Consider the following 23,358-nt stretch of genomic DNA (forward strand, 5'->3'; position numbering starts at 1 on the left):
TTTTAGATCCCCTCTTTTGTTTATCAATACACGGGTTTTACTGTGTACCCTCTTTTTCTCAAAAGATTAATAACACCTTTATCCCCAGCCAAATGACCAGCCCCAAAAGCAAAGAAGGTGGCTTGAGATTTTGCACTTTCTTCTATAATGGAAATCCAATTGGCGTTTCTATTGTACAGCATTAGGTCTAAATAATCCTGCATGAGCGGATCAGCTATTGTTCGACTGTGCAAGGTGTGGATATCCTGGCTTTTATAAAGGTTGATAAGCTCGTTTATTTCCGTAGCCATGCTGTCCAAATTAAATACCATTTCTTTTAGTTGTTCTGCTTGAACTTTATAAGGAATCGTATCAAAAAGCGCAGCCTGGCTCTCTACCGTTTCTAAGCCGGCGATATTCATACCTTTGGCTTTTGCTAAATCCACCAATTGCAATTCCCAGCTAGCGGGCTGACATTGTAATGCACCCATTAAAACAATGGAATATAGGCCAAAGGGCTTCATGTTATTTAGCGTTTCCAGACGAATATGCGCTATTTTTTCCAGGCTGTCACTTACCTGGCGATAGGTTAGGCTATCATATAAATCATGGTATGTCTTGCCTCGCATGCGCATATTTTCCATCATTTTCATACCGATCTGAGGATCCGAAAAATCCAGCTCAAGGTATAATTGTTGACTTGCTTCGAGCTTTTGCTTGAGGGCCTCTGTAAAAATTAAATCATCCGGACATAAAAGATGGAAAGTGCCAAACAGGTAAGAGGGGGTCGAAAGGCCATTTCCCGTGAATTCCCAAAGCGTCGTCCGATCTGTTGATGTTTGTGCTTTCGATGTAATAACGAAAGAAAACCATAGGAGCCCGATTAATAGAACAAATCGTTTCATAACATTTTATTCTTGATGCATTCTATTCATCTTCCTTCAAATTTTCATTGTCCAGATCCTCCAAAATCTTATTGACGTCTGCTTCGGTTTCAGTTAGTTTACTTTTGCAGATTTTGATTAACAATGCCGCACGCTTCACTTTGTTTGAAAGCTCGTCTACCGTAATTTCTCCATCTTCGATTTCTTCCACGATTGTCTGAAGTTCTTCAAATGCTGATGTATAGCTTAATTGCTTATCCATTTTATTTCTTTATTTCGTTTACAAAAGTAACCTGACTATCTGTTTCGCCAAATGCTAAAATCGTCTTTACCTTATCGCCCACCTTCAAGACCTGCGCATCAGTTACAGCTTTTCCCTGAAAAAGCATGATGCTATACCCTCTTTTCAGTACATGTTGTGGGTCGAGTATAGATAGGTGGCGCTCTTGATTGTCCAGTGATTTAGTCGCTTCCACTAATAATCTCTTGGTGCCAGGGGCTAGATTTTTATGTAATGTTGTGAGAGCTGCATGGTGCTTTTTTGCGATCTGATGGCTTTGGCGGATTAGTTGATCTCTGATTTGCCGAATTACCTGTCTTGAACGCTTGCTTAAATGGAGGTTCTCACGTTTCAATCGTTGTCCTAGAAAAGTGATGGCCTGTTTTTCTTCCATTAAAGTGCGCTTTGACTGCGTGGATAATTGGCTTTTAAGGCGTTGAAACGATCCTTTCTCCTGGGCCAGTTGATATTTGCTTTGTTGAAGTGTACGGTTACGTAAATTCGCTAATTGATGCTTGTTTTCATGTAACATATTCAAGCTCGCCATTCTAAAATAGCGGATGTTGTTATTTAGCAATTGTTGCTGATTATCGAAGAGCTGCTGCGTTTTCAATCGAAGTACCTGTTCCGCATAGGTTACCGGGCGAGCAAAGTTGTGAAAATGTTGTAAAAGATAATCAGCCAACGCGCTGGGCGTGATGGCATTTTTATAGGCAACTAGCTCTGAAACGGTCTCATTGGTCGCATGGCCAATTCCGGTTATTACAGGGATAGGAAAAGTGGCAATGGCTTTCGCTAATAACACATTGTTGTAAGAGCTTAAACCAACCTCTCCTCCACCTCCTCTTATGATCGCAACGACATCAAAACGTTGCAGTTGTAAACGGATCTTGGCTAGCTGATCGATGATGGAGATCACGGATTTTTCACCCTGCAAAAGAGCCGGGAACAACTCGTACTCGAAACGATAACCGAAAGAATTATGATCGATAATCTTTAAAAAATCGGCTAAGCCTTTACTCGTTTCTACCGAAACGATGGCGATACGTTTAGGCAGTAAAGGAAAAGGCAACAGTTTGTTTGCCTCAAAAAGGCCCTCTTCTTTCAGCAAAGCAATACTGGCCTGTTTTTCTCGTTCCAATTCTCCTAACGAGTACGAAGGGTCGATATCGACAATATGTAGGCTCAATCCATGTACAGGATCGTAGCTAATTGATGCTTGTAAAAGTATATTGATCCCATTCTTTAATGGCTCTTTAATGATTTCGACAAAACGCTGATTAATACGCTCATAGTCGCTTTTCCATAATGTTGCCCGAATTTCTGCAATGACCTTTCCCTCTAGCTTCTCCAACAGCTCGGGATAACAATGACCTGAATGAGAATAGTGATTTAGTTTGTTCATTTCAGCCTTTATCCAATACAAGCTTTTATAGCGGTCTGCTATTGTTTTTTGGATGCTGCGAGCTACCTCCGCCAATGAAAAGATAGTTTTATCTGCAATTATTTCGGGCATACTCAAACTTAGATAAAATGCACGACATTCGCGAAGAGGAGTTGATTTTTTACACTACGCTATAGTGTAGATTCTTATATAGCTTGCAGAAATACCAGTCTAAAAGCGTCGATTGTATGAAGTACGCTTCGACTAACGACCTCCCCACTAAAATAGTTTTAAGGCTATCCTTAATGTATTTGTTTGATTGAGGGGCTGGGCAGCACTTCTTGAATGCGCATACATTAGTCGGATCATTTTCCATTGTAAACCAACATGCAATTCACTGTAATTACTTAATTCAGACGTGTGTAGGTAATGCAATCCAATAAGCTCTTCAAGCTTCAGCTTTCGTAATAGGGGCACCTTACTGACGAACATACCGCCGAGATTATACTCCATATGGGCTTCCACGAAATTGGATGGGGTGCTGTACTGATAATAATCTAAGGCTAAAAAGGAACTTAGCTGCTGGTCAACGAGTAAGATTCTATTTCCATTAAAGTGTTTGTAATCCGGATAAAAAAGCTGCTTATTGTTAAAAAAGCTTCCAGCGGTAACTGAAAAGGACACCTTGCCGTATAGACCTAGGCCCATATTGTTTTTTTGAACACTTGTGGTAAGCAAATCGTAATCGACATCTGAGCCTAAGACATTCTTAATGCCTTTAATATATTGGATACCAAAGGTTGGATATTTAGAAACCAGATAACGTTTGCCCGTTGGGTACATGTCATAACGATTTGAAAAGTCATAACTTAAACCGACCCGGACTTTTGTGGATTTATTGTCTGTAAAAAGCGGAACGTCGGCGTCCGGTTGTAAGGGATTGTTGGAGGTAAGCTTATTTGAATTGCGATCCCGGAACGTAAAATCGCTAGCATTGGGTAGCCAATGGCGGTTTGACCATTCCGCTTGCAGGCTGATTTTAATATTGCCCGGCAAGGTATTGCTCCACGCTATGGAAGCAAAGGTTTTTTCGTAGAGTTTTTGATAATTTTCCCCGACAAATAAGGTGTACAGGCTATTTAATAAAGTGGGAAGTGAACCCTGGTTGTTTAGATCGAGGACATCCCTACCGCCAGATAGTACGAAGGTTTGATTCTTAACAGGAAGATCCGTGCTCACGATACCATTGAGGTGTTTGTTTGCAAATCCATATCGAATGCGTCCATTTATACGAAAATATCGATTTAGCCCGCTGTCGAGTTGTCGATTGTAATTTATACCGTAATTAATCGCCAAACCTTCAACGCTATTAAAGAGCATTGATGTTAAGAGGCCGTTAAAGCGAATGGATTCTTTCTTATAACGATTGCGGTAGGTATACCCACTCGTTAGAAATGTCAGTGGTTTGAAGCGATTATTCTTTCTGTCGATGGAGTCCAAATACGCTTTCGATTGATGAAAACGATATAAACTATCTTTTGCTATATAGTCTTTTTGTTCTTCCGGACTTAATGGAACTGGCCTGTTCTTCGCCCAATACAGGCTGTCTTTCTTATTCACGTCTCCACTTATAGATAATACCTCCCGAAAAAGTCTCTTATCGGGCGCATCGATAAAGGTATAGTTTTGATAAATAGCCGTAAAATAACCACCAACTTGAAAGCCAAGTAGACCAGCCTTAAAATCCAATTGGATATTAGAAGGCATCCATTTGTTTTCCGTTACTTCTGTATAAAGCTGTTTGAGATTCAACGAATCGACAAAGTTGATGCTCGACTCCTTATCAAGTAGAAAATTCACACTATGAATACGCCATTCACCTTCAATAATATATATATTGCCTTTATAAAGTGGCTCTGCCTTTCTTTTAGGAATTACTTTAATTTTGATAATCGTCTTCCCTTTCTCTTCTGCGGTGCCTAGATATTGATATCGATAATATGCTAAAGCATTATCGGCAATGGGAGAAATAAAGGGCCTGTTACTCAAACCTTCAACAATATGTTGGTAGTTCTCGTAAAAATTAAGTTGAAGCTCAGAGGCCCTATTGAAACTAAAGGCTTTATTATCGCCTGAAATTTTGGAACTGATCATCTCTTCCTTGAAATCCTTGGGCGGATTGACGGTAATCTTGGACTCCGATTCAGATAAATAAATGATGCCTCTTCTTGCAGAATCCAGGCCAATTTCTTCTCCAATTTCGTTCATATCAACACCAAAGAATTTCTTTGGTGCTTTAAGTAAACGTTGCAAGCCTTTTATATATACATGTGCGTGATAGGGGCCTGTTTCTTTTAAATAATAGGACCTTTTCTTCATTGCCTTTCTAATGATGGAATAAGCGGGGTCTTCCCGGTTTCCGATAACTACCTCCTGTAATGTGTAAATCTCCCCATCTAAGTGAATGATAAGACTGTCGTGTTGAGGCGGTTTCACGGTGATTGTTTTTTGCTTGTAGCCCACTGCCGAAATACTTAATTGGTGTCGGCCTTCCGGTAGCGATAGGTTAAAATGTCCCTCTTTATTTGCCGAGGTGCCAATCGAAGAGCCTTCTTTAACAATAGTCGCAAATGGTATCGGAAAGCCATCGGCATCGCGTATCGATCCTTTTAAAGTTAGTTGTTGAGCTACGGCAATATTTGTAAACAGAAAGAAAATAAGGGTAACGATTCGATTCATCAGCATATGAGATATGCTCTTAAGATGGTCTGCAAGCCTGAAAGGTTACATTTATTTTTGTTAAAGTATGTTAATTAAACGCTTTAAGCACTAGGCGAGATAGGCATTAAAGGCCGTATTGGCTATTTTAAAAGACTATGAACTTTTAGTAGTTTAATGGAAATTCCTATTTGGCCTAAATGGTAAAGGTCGTGATGTATCATCCCTTCCAACAGCGCTTGAAAGGTGTATGTACCGCATTCCTGAGCGAGAAAGGCATCATCCCGTATTTCAATCAAGCGTATCAAGTGGTATTGAGAAGCATAAAAATCATCTTTCAGTTTTTTCCATCCTATCTGCTTTAACTCATTGTTCGAACGCCAGTTTTCGTTGCTTTCTATGGTCAATGTGCTTTTTTGGCCTTGCAACTTACGGATACAATCCCTTCTCCATTCCAACAGATGTGAAACGATTTCGGCAACACTGTGTATATCGGGAATGGGCCGAGTGAGCGCCTGCTCCGGTGTTAATGTATCAATTTTTTTTATGAAGTTTTCATCTAACCATAGGTCACCGTCTTGAACATCCTGTAATTGCTTTACTAGATTTTGTATTAACAGATTACTCATAAAATAAGGCTTAAAATATAATGGTTTACAGTATTCCAAAGATAAAAAATCCGGCACAGATTTAACATATAGCTAATCGGAGTCGCTATATGTTTAGATCGATTACCGAAAGATAATCATTTCTATCATCTTTTCAGCTTTTATCATTAAATCTGTATTTTTACCGCAAATCACTGAATTTATGTATAAAACACTTCAACCTGTATTGCAAAAAGAATTGGCCGAAATAGAAGAGGCAGGCTTATATAAGCGGGAACGTATTATCACGACTCCTCAAGGCGCGGATATAAAAGTAAGTGGAGGCAAGGAAGTTGTGAATTTTTGCGCGAATAATTACTTAGGGCTTTCGTCTCATCCAAAAGTTATTGATGCTGCAAAAAGAGCAATAGACACACATGGTTACGGCATGTCTTCCGTACGATTCATTTGCGGGACACAGGATATACATAAAGAACTGGAGGCAAAAATAGCTAAGTTTCTTGGGACGGAGGACACCATTCTGTATGCGGCAGCCTTTGACGCGAATGGGGGTGTTTTTGAACCGTTATTTGGAGCAGAAGACGCCATCATTTCTGATGAATTGAATCATGCGTCTATTATAGACGGCGTTCGCCTATGTAAAGCACAACGTTTCCGATACAAGAATGCGGATATGGAGGATTTGGAAAAGCAATTAATTGCTGCAAAAGGCGCTAGACATCGTATTATTGTTACCGATGGTGCTTTCTCGATGGATGGGGTGGTCGCTCCGCTGGATAAGATCTGTGATTTGGCGGATAAATACGAAGCCTTGGTTATGATTGACGAATCGCATTGCACGGGCTTTATCGGTAAAACAGGAAGAGGTACACACGAGCATTTTGGTGTTATGAGCCGCATTGATATTATTACAGGGACCTTGGGAAAAGCCTTGGGTGGTGCTTCCGGCGGATTTACTTCGGGGAAAAAGGAAATCATCGATATGCTTCGTCAACGTTCAAGACCCTATTTGTTTTCCAATACACTGGCACCGGCCATTGCCGGCGCTTCTATCGCAGTTCTGGATATGTTAAGCGAAACGACGGCATTACGGGATAAACTAGAATACAATACCAAGTACTTTAGAGAGAAGATGGCGGAAGCGGGATTTGATATTAAGCCTGGATTCCATCCCATTGTTCCGGTGATGCTTTACGATGCTAAATTAGCACAAGAGTTTGCCGCTAAAATGCTGGAAGAAGGGATCTATGTAATCGGATTCTATTATCCTGTTGTTCCTAAAGAAAAGGCCCGGATCCGCGTGCAATTATCCGCTGCTCATGAACAGGAACATCTAGACAAAGCAATCACCGCTTTTACCAAGGTAGGAAAGCAATTGGGTGTAATTAACTAGTTAAGATAAATTGATAATTGTATGGAATTAATTAATGCAAACAGGAAGGCCGGTGCTTCGCTGCTGTTCGTGAATTTCGAGCATTTTATCTAAGTTTGCAAAAAATAAACGACCCATTGGCTGGGCTTTGTTTATTTTATAAAGAGTTAAAAATGAGTATACAGGAAAAAATTAATCAATATACAGAAGAGATAAATAATTGGACTCCTCATTCACAACAAGAAGTCGAAAACTATCGACTGAAATTTTTGGTAGCGAAAGGGATCGTCAAAGGATTGTTTGAAGAGTTCAAAAATGTTTCGAGTGAAGAAAAGCGGCTTTTGGGCAAAGTGTTGAATGAATTTAAACAATTGGCAGAAGCAAGATATGCCGAAACAAAGGATTTATTCGAGGTTTCTGCCGACTCTTCAAAGGATTCGAAAGAACAGGATTTGACCTTGCCCGGACCTGGTTTTGAAATTGGTACTCGCCATCCTTTGTCCCTTGTACGAAAAGAGATTGTGGAAATCTTCAAAAAACTTGGTTTCATTGTGGCCGAGGGTCCGGAAATTGAAGATGATTGGCATAATTTTACGGCGCTTAACTTTCCGGAAGAACATCCCGCAAGAGACATGCAGGATACCTTCTTTATCAGGAAACAAGAAGGTAATGATATTGCACTCCGTACGCACACTTCATCGGTGCAAGTACGAATGATGGAAAGTGGGACTCCTCCTTTCCGTGCTATTATGCCGGGACGTGTCTATAGAAATGAGGCAATATCCGCTCGAGCACATTGTTTTTTCCATCAGATAGAGGGTTTATATATCGATGAAGGTGTTTCTTTCGCTGATTTAAAACAGACCTTATACCATTTTGTTCAGGAACTTTTTGGTGAAGGAACCAAAGTTCGTTTCCGTCCATCTTATTTTCCTTTTACGGAACCGTCTGCTGAAATGGACATTTCTTGCACCATTTGCAAAGGAGCGGGATGTAATATGTGTAAATACACCGGTTGGGTTGAAATCCTAGGATGTGGTATGGTGGATCCGAATGTGTTAACAAACAGTAAGATTGACGCAAAGAAATATACAGGCTTTGCCTTTGGAATGGGCATTGAGCGCATAACTAACTTGAAGTATGAAATCAAAGACTTGCGTTTGTTTTCTGAAAATGATATACGTTTTTTAAGACAATTTGAAACCGAGACAATTTAAGACAAAGAGCTTCCTCTGGAAGATATGTCCGTTGCTGATCTTTATCGTCTGCGGCTGTGGAAAAGACTATTATGGGATTCCTGAGGTGGTTGTTAACCAAACGTTTTCTACCACCCAATACCACGAACTGGAGGTGGCGGGAGGCTACGCCGTGTCGGAAACCGGTGGTGTTGCCGGTATAATTGTTTATAATACAGGAAGCGGTTATGTAGCCTACGATCGTTGCAGTACAGTTAATCCGGAAAAAAAGTGTGCTGTAAATGTGGATGACACCGGTATTATTTTGGTAGATCCATGCAGCGGTGCGAAATATGATATCAGAAGCGGTATGCCTTCAAAGGCTCCGGCTGAGCGACCGTTAAAACCTTACCAGGTGAGGAGAGATGGGAATCTTATAAGAGTTATTAATTAAATGGAAGCAGATAAAATTAAAGAAAGTATCAAACGGTCGGCAAAGGATCTCTTCCGACGCTATGGTTATAACAAAACCAGCGTCAATGAGATCGCGAAAAAGGCTAAAATAGCCAAAGCTACCATTTATAAATACTTCGATAGCAAGGAAATGGTTTTACACGCCATCCTAATGGATTATATTCAGGTCGGCGTAGACGAACTCATACATAACCCAAGTACGGCTACCGATCAAGGCACGTATTTAAGTAATCTTATTTTGAAGGTCAGTCGTTTAACCTATACCATCTGTAATGAATTTATTGGCTGGGATTTCATTCGAGAGTCGGCCAATGCACAAGAGTATTTAAAAACGCTTTCTGACGATTTGGAGAATTTACTGATCAGTTCTTTTAACGAGAGCCATATTATTGATCCCGGTATACCTAAAGAAAACTTAGTATTTTTAATTAAGTCGAGCAAAAGTATTGTGTTTTCGTTCGCTTTTACGGCCGTAAGTGTGGCCGATGTTCGAAAGTATTTTGTTTCCTTTCAAAAAGAGATACTACCTTATTTAGTGAAAGCAACCGTCAGTTAACCCTTACTCGGGTACTTTTAGGACTTAGATTCTTCGTTTTAAGGCATCAATTTTTTGATATGCGAGGTATTATAGCCTGGATTAAGGTGGCAAAGAACATGACCGAGACACAACCGACTAAATTAAGCCATAAAAAGGCCATCATATCTGCGCGCCAACAAATAATGACTAAAATTTCGGCAAAAATAGCAGCAATGAAGGTCGCAGTTCCCTTCGCGCGTTTCATATAAAAGGCAACAATAAATATGCCCAAGATGGTGCCGTAAAATAAGGACCCCAGAATATTGACCGCTTCAAGGAGATTACCAAGACGATTGGCATATAGTGCAATGATAATCGTAAATATACCCCAAAATAAGGTCATAAGCCTCGACACGTTTAGATAATTACTGGCACTGCCATCCCGATGAATAAATCGTTTGTAGATGTCAATAACAGATGTTGATGCCAGCGAATTGAGCGCACTCGCGGTTGATCCCATCGAAGCTAAAAAAACAATGGCTATTAAGATGCCTACGAGCCCTTTGGGAAGCTTTTCCGTGACGAAATTAAGAAAGATATAATTGTTATCATTCGTATCTGCTTTCGGGTCATTCTTTTGCATGAGGCGGGTTAGTTCTTCCCTGATTTCGGTCGTTTTTTGGTTGGCGCTATGTAAATCTTTTCTGATGTCGGCAATTTCAGCATCAGAATGCGTGTCCAACGCGTTGCTCAATTTATTGATTAAACGATGTTTCTCTTGAAAAACCGTATTGAATTGCTCTTTGATCTGCTGTAATTCAGATTGATAGGGACTTTTTTCAATTTTGTTTAATTCCAGTTTATTAAAGAAAATAGGGGGCTGATTGTACTGATAGTAGGCAAAAACGAGGACGCCGATCATTAATATCAGAAATTGAAGCGGAACTTTAACAAGGCCATTCATTAGTAGACCCAGTCGACTATCGCGTATCGAGGAGCCGGTCAGGTAGCGTCCAACCTGACTTTGATCGGTGCCAAAATAAGACAATTGTAAAAAAAAACCGCCTATTAAACCGCTCCACAAAGTATATTGGTTATTCCAGTCGAAAGAGAAATCAATCGCATTGGCTCTCCCGGATTTTCCCGCTATATGCAGGGCTTTTACCAAACCGATATCGGATGGTAATAGGTGGACAACCATTACACCCGCTGAAAGCAAGCCGATAAAGATGATACCCATCTGCAGCAGTTGGGTATAAGAGACGGCCTTCGTTCCTCCCCATACCGTATACATCACCACCAAGCAGCCAATGAACAAGGTCGTATAAGTAGCATCTATCTGCAAAATGCTCGAAAGGATAACAGAAGGAGCATAAATGGTAATGCCGGTGGATACACCGCGCTGTATAAGGAACAGAAATGCAGTGAAGACACGTGTTTTTACGTCGAATCTTTTTTCCAGGTATTCATAGGCGGTAAAGACCCGCATTCGGTGAAAAATAGGGACAAAAGTGATGCTCAGTACGATCATCGCCAAGGGTACGCCGAAGTAGAACTGTGCAAAGCTCATACCCGAGGAATAAGCAAGTCCGGGAGCTGAAAGGAACGTAATGGCACTGGCTTGTGTAGCCATTACGGAGAAGCCTATATGATACCAAGGAAGTGTTTTATTCCCTAATAGATAGCCATCAATATTGCTGCTGCCACGGCTCTTATATACGCCGTAGACAACAATCAGCAACAGCGTGCTGAAAAGTACGATCCAATCGATTAAACTCATTCAAAAGTTATTTTGAATAAGTAAAACAATAGAATCAGCGCAAATAGCCAAATCAACACTATCCAGTAGAATTGATGCCAGCTATTTACAAAAGGGGGGAGGCCTTTATCTTTAGGCAGGTTCTTCCTCACTTCTGCGCTTTACTAAAGCATTCAAGAAAAACATAGCGATAAACAGACCAATAACCAATCCGCCTACTACGCCCCAAAAAGATTCGGCGCAATAGCCTCCGGTTAAAGCGCCAAAAAAAGCACCGATAAGATAGAATAAAGAGTCTGTGTTGATTTTCTTTTCTTGATTTTCCATGTTTAATTGTTTTCTTTTGCGAGCAAATTTACAAATAATCTATAAGCACCGGGCACTCCTGCCGGTAATTCTCTGAAAAAAGAAAGAGATGTGTAAACATATTTACCTTTTCCATACTTTGCTACTAAAAGTGACCCTTTGCTCTCTGCTTCACCCGAGTCATTCATAGCCAAAGGTAATTGGTAATGACTATCGGTATTGGATGCAAAGTATAACCCCCGTTCTTGTATCCAGCCTCCGAAGTCGTCCGCCGTTATTTTGTTGGGATATTGAAGAATGGGATGTTGCGGTTCGATGAGGCGAACCGGTGCATTTTCGTTAGTAACACGCTCTCTGGTGATAGTAAAGGGGTATGGACCAATTTGGGTGGTTTTCAGTCCGCCACTTACATTATATTGTTCTACAAGCGTACCGCCATTTTTTACATAATCCAGTAGTTTGGGTTGTATATAACGGATACGATCATTCACGTTATAGATTCTAATCCCTGTAATAATGGCATCGTATTGTTGAAGATCTTGATGCATAATATCGTTTTCGGATAAAACATCCACCTGTAACCCTATCTCACGCAATGATGCGGCAACGAGGTCACCGGCTCCAGGTAAATAGCCAATGCGCTTGGCAGATACCCCGGTCTCAATTTTACTTAAACGAGCACTTGCCGGCGGAAACCAGTTGATTCGTGGAATGTGGTCGTAGCGAATGGTCCGTATCGATTTCGCTATTTCATTTTGGCCATTTCTATAACGAACCTCGAAAGAGAGAGAGTCGTTCATGGAAGCGTTAGATGATGGATAAATGGTTGCTAGTTTGACCAATTCGTCGTCTTTTTCTTCCAAATCGACCGAAAAGGATGCCGGTTCCATCCGCCAGCCTTGCGGAAGCACGGGCGTAATATCCGCTTGGCTGTGATGACCGTTAGACGTAAAAGAGACCTCGATTTGCTTTGGTTCATTTCCATTAAAAATGATCGCTTTTTGATTGAGATTGACGGTCAGGGGGGGGGCTATAACAATCGGATTATTTACCTCACCACGTACGGGATCATTATATGAATAGGTGACGGGAAAAATATAGTCTATTTCTTTTCCTTCGATAGACAAGGTGGCAATTACCTGTGGAAGAAGATTGCCGGCTTCCGGTTTCCCAATGAGCTTTTGATCTTTTACCGTAAATGAACCTAGTTGATGCGGAAAGGCTAACCAGTAGGGTTGCGTAATTGTTTTTGCTTCAAAGGTGGTTTTTATTTGTTGCGGCTGATTATACGATAAATTGGTTGTACCGCTTAAAAAAGACTCGGTTTGATCACCGTTTTTTAGTGCCAAAAGCGAAACAGATAACCCGGGTTTTTGTACCACCAAATGAGTGCTCGCGTGAACAGTTTCACCGAGCGCGTATTTTTCGTCATCGGCTAAGCAGGCGCCCCAGATCCCTGCACAATCCAAAATAAGCCCTTTTACTTCTTTTATTTTTTGAAGAGCCCAATAATTATTTCCCAAGCCCTCTAGCTCGGTAAGAAGTTCCGTAAGCTTTTTAATAGAATATTCGGGATGCGCTAAATTGTAATGCTCTTGTAACTGCTGCACCAATTCTTGTACTTTTCTCGAAGCGGGAACTCTCGACCAGCTGGTATTGATGTCGTCGAATAAACTTTTCCGGGGAGGGGTGCCTCCTAAACTTTCAAAATATTCATACATTTCGCCCCTTTGAGCGGTGGTGCCAAAGCCCTGACTTTTGTGGTTGGTTCGACTGATAGCGGCAATCTCACCGTAGGTTCTGCCAATAAAAGAATTGTATTGTCCTAAATCTTCTCGAAATTGTCCTTCTTTAATTGTATTCGCGCTGCCAAAATTATAGGTGTTCCAGAGAATTCGAGTGGTCTTCCAAGGTTTTACATATTTTAGCTGCTCCGGAAAACGAGATGGATCTGCTGCAGCTTTAAAGGCCTCCTGTGCTAAGAGAGACGAGGCTTGGTGATGTCCATGTCCCGCTCTTGGGTCGCCCGGAAATCGAGTGATAATAACATCAGGTTGAAAGTTCCGGATTACCCAAACAGCATCTGCCAAAATTTTTTCTTTATTCCATATTTGAAAAGTCTCGTCAAAAGTTTTGGAAAAACCGAAATCGTTGGCTGTCGAGAAAAATTGTTCTCCGCCATCGTCCCTTCTCGCCGCTAATAGCTCTTGAGTCCGTACCAAACCAAGCTCTTCGGCTTGTTCGGTACCAATAAGGTTTTGTCCGCCGTCGCCGCGTGTTAACGACAAGTAACCGGTTCGATAAAGCCGTTCATTTGCTAGCCAGCCGATCAGCCGTGTATTTTCATCATCAGGATGTGCTGCAAAGTAAAGCACACTGCCCAGCGTGTTTAATTTTTGGATTCGCAATCTGATAGATGCAGCGTTATTAGTGGATGCGTTCTGTGCCAACAAGGGTTGGACAAATAGCGTAATCAAACTAATAATAAGCAGGGGAAGCAATTGTCTACGAGGCATACGGCAATGTTTAACGATTCTTGAGAAAGGTAACTAATTTCTGTATGGCGACCGCCCGATGGCTGATCTGATTTTTTTCGTCGGCCGACATTTCCGCAAAAGTTTTTATGTAGCCATCCGGAATAAAAATTGGGTCGTATCCAAATCCTCTTAATCCAATACGTTCCTGTGTAATCGAGCCCTTAACAGTACCTTCAAAGAAATGGTGCTCTCCTCCCAATCGCAAGGAAATAACGGTTCTGAACTGCGCTTTCCGATTGGTTTTGTCAGCTAATTTGGATAATAGCAAGTCGATGTTTTTTTCCATGTCTCTCGAACCACTATAGCGAGCGGAGTAAACACCCGGTTCTCCGTTTAGCGCTTCCACCTCCAGCCCGGAATCGTCGGCAAAGCAATCGCGGGCATAATTACTTAGGATGTATTCACTTTTAAGCGAAGCATTGCCTTCAAAGGTGTCGGCGGTTTCCGGGATATCGACCTCACACTGTATTTCTGATAAGGATTGAATGGAGAATAGACCTTTCACCATTGCTTGAACTTCTTCCAGTTTATGTTTATTGTTCGTTGCAAAAACCAGTTGTTGCATATCTTCCATGTGTTAAAATTGCTAGTGTTTAAAAGGCTTTTACGGCTTGCCAAAAGAGCTTCTTCTTATTTGTATCTGTTAACATTTCCTCAAAAGAATAGGTGTAAAGTAATTCGATGGATTGTTGAGAAGACGCTATATTAAGAGATAAGCCATCTATGCCTACTTTAGCGGGTGATGGTCCGGCGAATATAATCCGTTGAGGATCAAAATAACTACATAGGTCTTCAAAATTTACGCCCGCTTCTATTTGAGCAAGATTCAGAACCGCCACATCATCCAGTGCAAGACCTAAAGCGTGTAATGTTTTGGTAAAGGCATCCAAGGCCGCCGGTGAGAAATGCCCTTCGGTCATATTTTCTACCAAATAGAGAATACGGCTTTTATTGGCTCCAAGAACGTTGAAAGTTGGGCGATCAATATTTGGTGATTGCTCGGTTGCTGCAGGAAAGTCAGCTTCGAAATCGAAGAGCAAATCATCCAGTAGGTAACGTAAAGCAAAAGGATTGGTAGTATTCAACTGCGTCATAGTACGATTGTGGTAAACCCAAACGAAAATAGAAGAATCTACACCGAGATGCAAACTTAGCGAGCGAATTCTAGTTATGAAACGGGTTTTTTACCTTTCTTTAAAAATTCCAGTAGATTACTGTTCGTGTTTTTTTTATGAAACCACTCGGATCGCTCAAATAGCCAAATAAGATGCAACGCGAAAAAAGTGCCGATCAACGATCCTGCTAACAGGTCTTTGAAAAAGTGCTGAGATAGATATACACGTGATAGGGCTACCAAGAGAGCAATCAAAAAGAACCAGGGTTGGCGTCTTTGGCTGACAAAGATGTAAGATAAAGTGATGGTAAGTGAAAATATACAGGTGGTATGGCCGGAAGGGAAGCTAAGTGAGTTTTGTAAGACATAATCTTTAATGGTATAAATCGCTTCTCCGTGCTCAAAAAAAACAGCTGGTCGTGGGTGCTTAACAATCATCTTTATTACCTGCGTAAAGAAACCGGTATAGAGCATAGTAGATACCAATAAAAATGAGTGACGCCAATTAATGAAAAGGAAAATAAAAGCTATAGCCACTGTAACGGGCCAGTCACCCAAATGCGTAATGAGCATAAAAATCTGATCGGCCATGGGGTCATGTAGACGATTGACCCATAAGAATAACTCGGCTTGCGAATAAATAAGCGAGCACGTGATACCAATTAGCTGAAAGCAAACTAGTAATAAAATAAATACGGGGAATTGCTTTAAAAATGTTAGATAACTGTATTCGTAAGAGGCCGATGTATTCATTTTTTTATGCTTAACATTTCAAACATAATGAAAATGTTTATGTTTTTGCAAGCAGCAACTTGTTACTTAGGCAGCCATTTTTAACGTACAATAGCTTGTAATATTAAAGGAACGATTATTTTATTCAACTTTTCTTGATAAAAGTTGAGCAAAATCAAGGCTCGTGTAGGCTACCTTGCACCTGATGGCAAAGCATCAACGGCGCGTATTGGAGCCGTTTCACTTCCTCAATCCGCTTGGGTAGTGCAGCATGAACAGAGGTGCAAATGCTTTGCTGCTCGTTGCATCGGTATCCTCCAAGGCCGTTTTACCCCACACCAGTGGCTTTGTCGGCTGCCCGCAAAGGCCCTCCGTTCTGCTACAATATCGCCTAGGAAATTTGCGGTTTGCACGTTGAGGCACTACCTTTTTATAGCAAAGTTCCAAGTGATGAGTTTTTGGTTACTTTTTGCGGAAACCACGAAGTAGCATGAGTGCCTTTTAAAACAAACGATAACGAATAAAAGTGACAAAAATAATCGTTCTTTTATACGATCAAATTAGAGCATTACGCACTGCGAATTGTTGTCATCGGAAATAAAGGGTCAACAGTGAACCATTTTCTTGTTAAATTTCGTTAAATATGGAATAGAGTGTAATGGATTTGTGTAACTTAGCAAGCTATTAAAACTGCTTAGTATAAAAAATAGAATTTAACAAATGAAGAAGTTTGCTGGTTTGTTGACACTTATCTTCCTCGCGTGTGTGGGAGCACTGAGAGCTCAAGATGTACAGGTAATAGATAAAGTGGCGGCCGTTGTTGGTGGAAATATTATTCTCCAATCGGATATAGAGATGCAGTACGCGCAATATCTTTCCGAGGGTAACCGTGCTGATCCAGGGGTCAAATGTATGATTTTAGAGCAGCTGTTAACAAACAAGCTTTTAACACAGCAGGCAGCAATTGACTCGATCGAGGTAACCGAAGATGAGGTGGATGATAATATCAATAACCGTTTACGATATATGACACGTCAAGCCGGTGGTCAGGAGCAATTGGAAAAATTCTTGAACCGCTCGTTGCTTCAATACAAGGAAGAAATGAGGCCCGCTGTCAAGGAGCAATTGATTGCACAGAAAATGCAGGCGAAAATTACAGAGAAAACCGGGATTACCCCATTGGAGGTGAAAAGGTATTTCGAGAAAATTCCTAAAGACAGTTTGCCTAATTACAATACGGAAGTTGAGGTCGGAGAGATCGTCGTATTTCCAAAATTGACGAAAGAAGAAAAACAGCCCTTTTATGATCGTGCAGAATCTCTTCGGATGGGGATTAAAGCCGGAGACGACTTTGGAACAATGGCAAGGTTATATTCTCAGGATCCGGGGTCAGCTTCTTCAGGCGGTGATCTAGGTTTTTTTGATAGAAGTAGTATGGTAAAAGAATTTACCTCGGTTGCTTTTAGACTAAAACCAGGTGAGATCTCCAATGTATTTGAATCGGAATATGGCTTTCACTTTTTACAAGTACTTGAACGTAGAGGCGAACAGGTTAGGGCACGGCACATATTGATTGGCGTAAAACCGAACGAGCAAAGCATGGAGCGGGCTAAAAAGCAGATTGATAGCATTTACACACAAGTTAAAGACAATAAAATACCATTCTCTACCGCCGCAGCCCTATATTCCGGCGATGAGATGACTAAATATAATGGTGGGATGATGCTTAATGCGATGAATCAGCAAACGCGTACTACATACATTCCTGTAGACCAGCTGGATGCAGCAGATTTCTCCGCTATTGACACCTTGAAAGCCGGCGAATACTCGAAGCCCTTTGCTTTTTCCGACCCGCAGACTAAAAAAGAGGGCTACAGATTCTTGTACCTTAAGTCGCGCACCGAACCGCATAGAGCTTCTTTAGAAAAGGATTATGCGAAAATTAAAGAGTTGGCGGAAGCGGATAAACTGAATCGTGTAGTCAGTGAGTGGTTCGAAGAACGTAGAAAGACTACCTATATAAGAATTGATGATGAATTCAATACCTGCGCAGAATTGAAAGATTGGGTTCGAGAGAGTGAAATAAATAACGCGCAAGCACAAGTCAAAGAATAAAATTGATTAAAAAAATAACGGGGCGCATATAGATATGCGCCCCGTTATTTTTATACCCATTTTGTGTAGACTATTTCTCAAAATACATATCAACGCTCACTTTCCACATGGAATCTTCCTGTAGTTCCCAAATGCGAATATAATAGCATTTTGTGACTTTATTTCCCTGGCGGATGATGGCATCGCCCTGACTATATGCTAACTCACCACTATAAGTACGGTCTACTTTGTGTTCTGTACTTTCGATATTGATGTCCGCTTTCTTTAAAAAGGCACGAATGTCGTCTATGCCGATAACCGGAGTATACCCAGGGATATAAATCCGGGCATAATCTGTTAAGAACTCCTTGAAAGCGGTTTGGTTATCAGCTTTCAAAATAGTTGAAAAAAGCTGATCAGTACTTAATATGATATCTTCCCGTTGTTTTAGTCGAGCCTTCGATCTAGACTTTCGATACTTATTGTCTACCGGGCTCTCCAGAATGGCAGGTACATGCTCTGTTGGTGCGCCATGTTCGCTGATTGCACGATAAGCAATTTTCCACTCACCCTTGCGATCCAATTTCCATAGACAGAAATATTCGCCATATTTCTTCTTGTATCCTACGTTTTGCCATGAAATAGGGCCCGTTGTAAAACCCCATTCATTACTTTTTGATACTTTGGCGTAAACCGGCTTCCATGTCATCACATCCGGTACACGAGCTTTGCTTTTAAAATAAATTTCGGCTTGAGTCGGTGCGGGGGTGAAGAACACCGTACTTTCATCGCTATAGTTCTTATAAGCTGCTAAAACACCTCTATTGGTGGCTAAAACGCCCATGTTATACTCGGCGGATACTAGTTGATTTATTTGATCGGAGGATTCTTGCTGAGCCCACACTGTGTTGCCTAAAAAGGCGATCATACTTAGGGCAACTAAAATAAATCTAAACATTCTTTTTATAAATATTTTTAAGGCTTCTCCCCTGCCAAATTAATGCCAAAATTTTTTTTGTGGATTTACGACTTGCTCCAAACTGTACCTTCCTTACTGTCTTTCAGTTGGAATCCCATTTCCTGTAAACTATTGCGAATCAAATCAGATGTCGCGTAATCTTTGGAAGCTTTGGCTTCTTGTCTTAGTTTAATAATGAAGTCCATTAATTTTTCCAAATCCCCATTATTCTCCGTTTGATCATCTTTTAATCCAAGGATATTGAATACGAAATCGTTTACCAGTGTATTCAATTGCGCTAAGCCCTTTGCATCAATCTTGGTTTTATTGTCGTACACACTGTTGATAATACGTACAACTTCAAACAGCTCGGCAATCAGCACCGGACTATTGAAGTCATCATTCATGGCAGCTATAAAACGTTGCTTTATTTCTTCAAAGTCAACTTCCGAAGACGCTGAAGCCTTTAATTTGGGTAGTAAAGCAATGGCGTTCATTAACCGACGATAGCCTTTGTCAGATGCTTCCAGAGCCTCATTCGAAAAGTCTAGCGTGCTTCTATAATGGGCTTGCAGCATAAAGAAACGAACCGACATAGGCGAATATCCACGGGTTAATAAGGGATGATCTCCGGTGAACAATTCCCTTGGAAGAAATCCGTTTCCCGCAGATTTCGACATACGTGCGCCATTAACGGTTAACATGTTTGTATGCATCCAATATTTAGCCGGGTTGGTATGATTGCAAGCTTGCGATTGGGCAATTTCGTTCGTATGGTGAGTTGCTGCCAAGTCCATTCCCCCTCCATGAATATCGAACTGATGGCCTAAATATTTGTTGCTCATCGCTGAACATTCGATATGCCATCCCGGAAAGCCTACGCCCCATGGCGATGGCCACCGCATAATGTGCTCTGGTTTAGCTTTAATCCACAAAGCGAAGTCGAGTCTTCCCTTTTTTTCGTCCTGGCCGCCCAGTTCACGGGTATTATTTAGCATGTCTTCAAGCTGCCGATTGGTAAGAATTGTATAATCGTTATTTTTGCTGTACTTTTCGACATCAAAGTATACCGTGCCGTTTACTTCATAGGCATAACCGTTTGCGATGATTTGTTTTACCATCTCGATTTGCTCAGAAATGTGACCGGTAGCTGTAGGTTCAATGCTTGGAGGAAGCGTATTGAATAATCGTAGAACATCATGGAAGCCGATCGTATACTTCTGCACAATTTCCATTGGTTCCAATTGTTCCAGCTTCGCTTTTTTTGCAAATTTATCATCCCCCTCATCACGGTCTCCTTCTAAATGTCCGGCGTCAGTTATGTTTCTAACATAACGAACTTTATAGCCCGAATACAACAGATAACGATAAATCAGGTCAAAGGATACGAATGTCCGGCAGTTGCCTAAATGCACGTCACTATAAACGGTAGGGCCACACACATATAAGCCTACCATGGGCGGGTTTATGGGTTCAAAAATTTCTTTCTTTCGGCTAAGCGTATTATAAATGACTAAATTGCTGCTCATTCGTTTTATTTTTAAGGAATATGTTTTATGGGTACAAGGTACACCGCTAAGTAGATTTTGCGAATTTAGTAATTTCCTTTCATTCCATGCTATTTTTAGAATCCTGTTGGCGAGAAAGGACAATAAGAAGACGTTGCCTCAAACTCGCTATAAGGAAAGATCACTCCAAACAGCGTAATGATCGGATAACTTTTTCTTCAAAATCTGATAATGCTTAACCTCAAAGGTCTTAGATGAAAGTATATAATCTATTTGAAAGTTTGGAAATTCACCGTTGTAAGTAATCCCCCAACCCGCACCCTTCTTCTCGAAACTATTGTTCAAATCGCTAGATACGGTGTGCACGGCAAAAGATAGAGGGGTGTCATTGAAATCGCCGGTTATAATTACCGGTTTACGACAGCGATTAATCTCTTCCTTAATTCGCTTCGCTTGCTCACTCCGTTCAAAAAAAGCATGTTTTAAGCGAGAGCCAATACGTTTAGTAGATGCAACATTATCATTTTCAAAACTCCGACTTTTTACGTCTTTTACAAAAGCGTAATCCTGTGGTTGAAAACCGATAGATTGCAGGTGGATATTGTAAACGCGGAAAGCACGACCATTTTTTACGATATCGGCATATATAGCTCTATTTAATGTTCGTTTCCCTTGATAATTAGGAATTGATCCGGCATTTTTTATCGGATAACGCGATAAAATAATGAGGCCGTAAGCTTCGTACTCATTTTCAACTACAGGATGGAAATAGCTGTAAGAAAGTCCTAAAGCAGGAGCCATATTTTGCCGGCTGTTGTATTTTCCTTTTTTCCTTGTATAGAACTCCTGCATACATACAATATCCGGTGACACACTTTGGATAAGTTCGGTTACGGCTGTTTTCGTTTTTGGTTGCACGTCCTGATCTTCTTTCCGAAATAAATGTACATTATATGTTAATACTCTTATACTACTGCTGTCGGGCCGCTTAATCGATGCCTCGTCTGGTTTACTGCGAAAACCTATATGCTTTTTTAGTGGAACGTAGCCACAGAGAATACAAAGCAGTGATAAAATAAGGTATTTGGATTTTTTAAATGCCCAAAGAATGATGAATACCAAATTAGCTAATAAGAAAATAGGGTATCCTAAACCAAAAAAAGCGAGCGGCCAAAAACTTTGCGGGTCGATGTAAGGAGCTAGGTAACTTAGACATAACAACAAAACGCACAAAGCATTAATACCAAGCAGCACGAATTTTCCCAGGCTTCTTTTTCTTTTCCCTTTCCTTATTTTTGCGCCCATGGAATAAATTTAATCTTGATCTTGCTTCCCCGCATTAAATAAGGCTTCCTTTTCCGCTTTACTTAAGCTATTATATCCGGACCGGGATATCTTATCCAGAATGCTATCAATATATTCTTGATTGGTGAAGGTTTCCTTGCTCTTTCGAGGGGCATCATTTTTTATAATCCGAAGCTTCTTCTTTTTAGCCTGGATTAGCCTGCTCCAGTCATTGCCTTTACGAAGCTGTAAGATATAAACGAATCCCAAAAGCCCTCCACCTAAATGAGCGAGGTTTCCTCCTAAGTTTCCACCTCCAAGGCCTAATAAATTTAAGACGATAAAAGCTACTGCCAAATATTTTAAACGAACGTTTCCGAAAAACAACAGACGAATGGTATAATCAGGCACCAAGGTTGCGGTAGCAACGACGACCGCATATACAGCTCCGGAAGATCCTATTAGCACAGCAAAGCCGGCACCTAAAGAAGGAAACAGATTATAAAGGATTAAGAATAAAATGCCACCAACTAAACCACCCGCGAGATAGGTAAAAGTAAATTGTCTAGTATTTAGAAAATCAAGAAAGATAAGACCAATCCAATAAAGCCAAAGCATATTAAATAAGAAGTGAAAAAAATCCACTTGCGTAAACATATACGTGGCGATAGACCATGGCCGGTACAATAACCTGTTCAAATTGGCAGGCAAGGAGAGCTGTTCAACCAAAAAAGAACTTACGGGCGTTTTTGCGAAGAAATCTATTACCGAAAAAAGTCCCATCACAATGAAAACAATCGTGTTGATGGCTATAAAGAAGTTAAGCGTATTTCCCGATCGAAATGCCTTATAGTAAAGTTCGCCAAAAAATGATCTCTTCATAATTTTCTATCTCGTTGATCTTTATATTAAAGCTAACCCCATAATCCCGGACGTTTGATTCCCCAGATCTTAATGAGAATAAAGCCGAACAAGGCTCCTCCTAAATGTGCAAAATGGGCCACAGAATCGCCTGAGAATTTTGATACACCCAAAAATAATTCCAATACAATATAAATCGGAATAAATATTTTCGCTTTTATTGGGATAGGAATAAACATCAGGTATAATTCGGTATTTGGAAACAAATAGCCGAATGCAACCAATAAGCCGAATATAGCACCGGAAGCGCCTACCATAGGGGTAAAGTATACGGAAGCGAGGGTATCAAAGTTAGCTTTTGAAATACCGTCTATTTTACTTGAGACCATCCCCGTTTCAAAATTAAAATCCAACACGCTTTTAGCAGAAGGCGATCCGGTAATATTGAAGACCTCAAAAGCTTGTACGCCAAATTGAAGTGCAAGTGCCCCGAGTCCGGTAATAAGGTAAAAGTAAACAAATCGTTTAGAGCCCATGATCCGTTCCAATATGGGGCCGAACATGTATAAGGCGAACATGTTAAAAAAGATGTGCGCTAAACCTCCGGCATTGATATTCCCATGCATGAACATATAGGTGATTGGCTGCCACCAATGAAACATGGGCGAATCAAAATAATAGACGGGAAAGATTGTATATGCATATTTAAATACAAAATTTGCGCCAATGAAACAGATGATGTTTGCGATCAGTAAGTTCTTTACCACTGGCGGAATCCCACCAAATTGAGCGGATGAGTTATTAAACATGTTCT

The 23,358-nt window shown here is 40.8% G+C and carries 21 protein-coding genes; 5 read left to right on the forward strand and 16 right to left on the reverse strand.

Annotated elements, in window-relative coordinates:
- Window positions 1-23 precede the first annotated feature (23 nt).
- The 5 genes from ACH11B_RS07585 to ACH11B_RS07605 all read right to left on the reverse strand — a co-directional run bounded on the left by ACH11B_RS07585 (window position 24) and on the right by ACH11B_RS07605 (window position 5,874).
- The gene (locus tag ACH11B_RS07585) at window positions 24-884 is read right to left on the reverse strand and encodes a TraB/GumN family protein (RefSeq protein ID WP_377613196.1); all 861 of its coding nucleotides are present in this window, start codon (window positions 882-884) and stop codon (window positions 24-26) included.
- Window positions 885-906: 22 nt separating this feature from the next.
- Window positions 907-1,125, reverse strand: coding sequence for an exodeoxyribonuclease VII small subunit (xseB, locus tag ACH11B_RS07590; protein WP_013664745.1), 219 nt, complete (start codon window positions 1,123-1,125; stop codon window positions 907-909).
- Between the two features lies 1 nt (window position 1,126).
- Window positions 1,127-2,659, reverse strand: a complete 1,533-nt coding sequence (gene xseA / locus ACH11B_RS07595) for an exodeoxyribonuclease VII large subunit (protein WP_130854543.1) — start codon at window positions 2,657-2,659, stop codon at window positions 1,127-1,129.
- Between the two features lie 147 nt (window positions 2,660-2,806).
- Complete coding sequence (locus tag ACH11B_RS07600; protein ID WP_377613197.1) at window positions 2,807-5,266, reverse strand: DUF5686 and carboxypeptidase regulatory-like domain-containing protein; 2,460 nt, start codon at window positions 5,264-5,266, stop codon at window positions 2,807-2,809.
- A gap of 122 nt (window positions 5,267-5,388) precedes the next feature.
- Complete coding sequence (locus ACH11B_RS07605) at window positions 5,389-5,874, reverse strand: DinB family protein (protein WP_377613198.1); 486 nt, start codon at window positions 5,872-5,874, stop codon at window positions 5,389-5,391.
- 181 nt (window positions 5,875-6,055) lie between these two features.
- Here ACH11B_RS07605 and kbl point away from each other — a divergent pair, with 181 nt between their 5' ends.
- The 4 genes from kbl (at window position 6,056) to ACH11B_RS07625 (ending at window position 9,430) form a co-directional block, all read left to right on the forward strand.
- Window positions 6,056-7,246 (forward strand): glycine C-acetyltransferase, encoded by a 1,191-nt coding sequence (gene kbl, locus ACH11B_RS07610; protein WP_013664749.1) that lies wholly within the window; start codon window positions 6,056-6,058, stop codon window positions 7,244-7,246.
- Window positions 7,247-7,398: 152 nt separating this feature from the next.
- Window positions 7,399-8,442: a phenylalanine--tRNA ligase subunit alpha gene (pheS, locus tag ACH11B_RS07615; RefSeq protein WP_041387171.1), complete on the forward strand. Its 1,044-nt coding sequence runs from the start codon at window positions 7,399-7,401 to the stop codon at window positions 8,440-8,442.
- Window positions 8,423-8,854, forward strand: a complete 432-nt coding sequence (locus ACH11B_RS07620) for a hypothetical protein (RefSeq protein WP_013664751.1) — start codon at window positions 8,423-8,425, stop codon at window positions 8,852-8,854. The genes pheS and ACH11B_RS07620 overlap by 20 nt, the downstream gene beginning before the upstream one ends.
- Window positions 8,855-9,430, forward strand: coding sequence for a TetR/AcrR family transcriptional regulator (locus ACH11B_RS07625; protein WP_013664752.1), 576 nt, complete (start codon window positions 8,855-8,857; stop codon window positions 9,428-9,430).
- 46 nt (window positions 9,431-9,476) lie between these two features.
- On the opposite strand, the gene ACH11B_RS07630 is transcribed toward ACH11B_RS07625, so the two are convergent.
- The 6 genes from ACH11B_RS07630 to ACH11B_RS07655 form a co-directional block, all read right to left on the reverse strand.
- Complete coding sequence (locus ACH11B_RS07630; RefSeq protein WP_130854539.1) at window positions 9,477-11,171, reverse strand: sodium:solute symporter; 1,695 nt, start codon at window positions 11,169-11,171, stop codon at window positions 9,477-9,479.
- A 111-nt stretch (window positions 11,172-11,282) separates the two neighbouring features.
- Complete coding sequence (locus tag ACH11B_RS07635) at window positions 11,283-11,477, reverse strand: hypothetical protein (RefSeq protein ID WP_013664754.1); 195 nt, start codon at window positions 11,475-11,477, stop codon at window positions 11,283-11,285.
- Between the two features lie 2 nt (window positions 11,478-11,479).
- Window positions 11,480-13,972, reverse strand: coding sequence for a PIG-L family deacetylase (locus tag ACH11B_RS07640; protein WP_377613199.1), 2,493 nt, complete (start codon window positions 13,970-13,972; stop codon window positions 11,480-11,482).
- A gap of 10 nt (window positions 13,973-13,982) precedes the next feature.
- Window positions 13,983-14,558 carry a non-canonical purine NTP diphosphatase gene (locus tag ACH11B_RS07645; RefSeq protein ID WP_377613360.1) on the reverse strand — a complete coding sequence of 192 codons (576 nt, stop codon included), beginning with the start codon at window positions 14,556-14,558 and terminating at the stop codon, window positions 13,983-13,985.
- A gap of 28 nt (window positions 14,559-14,586) precedes the next feature.
- Entirely contained in the window at window positions 14,587-15,087 is a 501-nt protein-coding gene (locus ACH11B_RS07650) for a hypothetical protein (RefSeq protein ID WP_130854537.1), read from the reverse strand.
- A 74-nt stretch (window positions 15,088-15,161) separates the two neighbouring features.
- A complete protein-coding gene (locus ACH11B_RS07655; RefSeq protein ID WP_013664758.1) occupies window positions 15,162-15,860 on the reverse strand; it encodes a phosphatase PAP2 family protein in 699 nt (232 codons plus the stop codon).
- A 699-nt stretch (window positions 15,861-16,559) separates the two neighbouring features.
- Here ACH11B_RS07655 and ACH11B_RS07660 point away from each other — a divergent pair.
- On the forward strand, window positions 16,560-17,954 hold the full coding sequence (locus ACH11B_RS07660; protein ID WP_377613200.1) for a peptidylprolyl isomerase: 1,395 nt from the start codon (window positions 16,560-16,562) through the stop codon (window positions 17,952-17,954).
- 70 nt (window positions 17,955-18,024) lie between these two features.
- Here the strand turns inward: ACH11B_RS07660 and ACH11B_RS07665 are convergent, their stop codons facing one another.
- The 5 genes from ACH11B_RS07665 to ACH11B_RS07685 all read right to left on the reverse strand — a co-directional run bounded on the left by ACH11B_RS07665 (window position 18,025) and on the right by ACH11B_RS07685 (window position 23,353).
- Window positions 18,025-18,891: a hypothetical protein gene (locus tag ACH11B_RS07665; protein WP_130854536.1), complete on the reverse strand. Its 867-nt coding sequence runs from the start codon at window positions 18,889-18,891 to the stop codon at window positions 18,025-18,027.
- Window positions 18,892-18,956: 65 nt separating this feature from the next.
- Window positions 18,957-20,420 carry a cysteine--tRNA ligase gene (gene cysS / locus ACH11B_RS07670; RefSeq protein WP_013664761.1) on the reverse strand — a complete coding sequence of 488 codons (1,464 nt, stop codon included), beginning with the start codon at window positions 20,418-20,420 and terminating at the stop codon, window positions 18,957-18,959.
- 147 nt (window positions 20,421-20,567) lie between these two features.
- Window positions 20,568-21,704 (reverse strand): endonuclease/exonuclease/phosphatase family protein, encoded by a 1,137-nt coding sequence (locus tag ACH11B_RS07675; RefSeq protein WP_377613201.1) that lies wholly within the window; start codon window positions 21,702-21,704, stop codon window positions 20,568-20,570.
- Window positions 21,705-21,713: 9 nt separating this feature from the next.
- Window positions 21,714-22,565 carry a rhomboid family intramembrane serine protease gene (locus tag ACH11B_RS07680; RefSeq protein WP_013664763.1) on the reverse strand — a complete coding sequence of 284 codons (852 nt, stop codon included), beginning with the start codon at window positions 22,563-22,565 and terminating at the stop codon, window positions 21,714-21,716.
- Between the two features lie 32 nt (window positions 22,566-22,597).
- The gene (locus tag ACH11B_RS07685; protein ID WP_013664764.1) at window positions 22,598-23,353 is read right to left on the reverse strand and encodes a rhomboid family intramembrane serine protease; all 756 of its coding nucleotides are present in this window, start codon (window positions 23,351-23,353) and stop codon (window positions 22,598-22,600) included.
- Window positions 23,354-23,358 lie beyond the last annotated feature (5 nt).

This window comes from Olivibacter sp. EAT-5 (assembly GCF_044784325.1).
GTDB classification, from domain to species: Bacteria; Bacteroidota; Bacteroidia; order Sphingobacteriales; family Sphingobacteriaceae; genus Olivibacter; species Olivibacter oleidegradans.

Coding starts and splice junctions, on each gene's coding strand:
- ACH11B_RS07640 (WP_377613199.1), bottom strand. CDS start 13,972: ATGCCTCGTAGACAATTGCTTCCCCTGCTTATTATTAGTTTGATTACG.
- ACH11B_RS07675 (WP_377613201.1), bottom strand. CDS start 21,704: ATGGGCGCAAAAATAAGGAAAGGGAAAAGAAAAAGAAGCCTGGGAAAA.
- ACH11B_RS07680 (WP_013664763.1), bottom strand. CDS start 22,565: ATGAAGAGATCATTTTTTGGCGAACTTTACTATAAGGCATTTCGATCG.
- pheS (WP_041387171.1), top strand. CDS start 7,399: ATGAGTATACAGGAAAAAATTAATCAATATACAGAAGAGATAAATAAT.
- ACH11B_RS07625 (WP_013664752.1), top strand. CDS start 8,855: ATGGAAGCAGATAAAATTAAAGAAAGTATCAAACGGTCGGCAAAGGAT.
- xseB (WP_013664745.1), bottom strand. CDS start 1,125: ATGGATAAGCAATTAAGCTATACATCAGCATTTGAAGAACTTCAGACA.
- ACH11B_RS07585 (WP_377613196.1), bottom strand. CDS start 884: ATGAAACGATTTGTTCTATTAATCGGGCTCCTATGGTTTTCTTTCGTT.
- kbl (WP_013664749.1), top strand. CDS start 6,056: ATGTATAAAACACTTCAACCTGTATTGCAAAAAGAATTGGCCGAAATA.
- ACH11B_RS07655 (WP_013664758.1), bottom strand. CDS start 15,860: ATGAATACATCGGCCTCTTACGAATACAGTTATCTAACATTTTTAAAG.
- ACH11B_RS07630 (WP_130854539.1), bottom strand. CDS start 11,171: ATGAGTTTAATCGATTGGATCGTACTTTTCAGCACGCTGTTGCTGATT.
- ACH11B_RS07645 (WP_377613360.1), bottom strand. CDS start 14,558: ATGCAACAACTGGTTTTTGCAACGAACAATAAACATAAACTGGAAGAA.
- ACH11B_RS07660 (WP_377613200.1), top strand. CDS start 16,560: ATGAAGAAGTTTGCTGGTTTGTTGACACTTATCTTCCTCGCGTGTGTG.
- xseA (WP_130854543.1), bottom strand. CDS start 2,659: ATGCCCGAAATAATTGCAGATAAAACTATCTTTTCATTGGCGGAGGTA.
- ACH11B_RS07635 (WP_013664754.1), bottom strand. CDS start 11,477: ATGGAAAATCAAGAAAAGAAAATCAACACAGACTCTTTATTCTATCTT.
- cysS (WP_013664761.1), bottom strand. CDS start 20,420: ATGAGCAGCAATTTAGTCATTTATAATACGCTTAGCCGAAAGAAAGAA.
- ACH11B_RS07665 (WP_130854536.1), bottom strand. CDS start 18,891: ATGTTTAGATTTATTTTAGTTGCCCTAAGTATGATCGCCTTTTTAGGC.
- ACH11B_RS07605 (WP_377613198.1), bottom strand. CDS start 5,874: ATGAGTAATCTGTTAATACAAAATCTAGTAAAGCAATTACAGGATGTT.
- ACH11B_RS07600 (WP_377613197.1), bottom strand. CDS start 5,266: ATGAATCGAATCGTTACCCTTATTTTCTTTCTGTTTACAAATATTGCC.
- ACH11B_RS07685 (WP_013664764.1), bottom strand. CDS start 23,353: ATGTTTAATAACTCATCCGCTCAATTTGGTGGGATTCCGCCAGTGGTA.
- ACH11B_RS07650 (WP_130854537.1), bottom strand. CDS start 15,087: ATGACGCAGTTGAATACTACCAATCCTTTTGCTTTACGTTACCTACTG.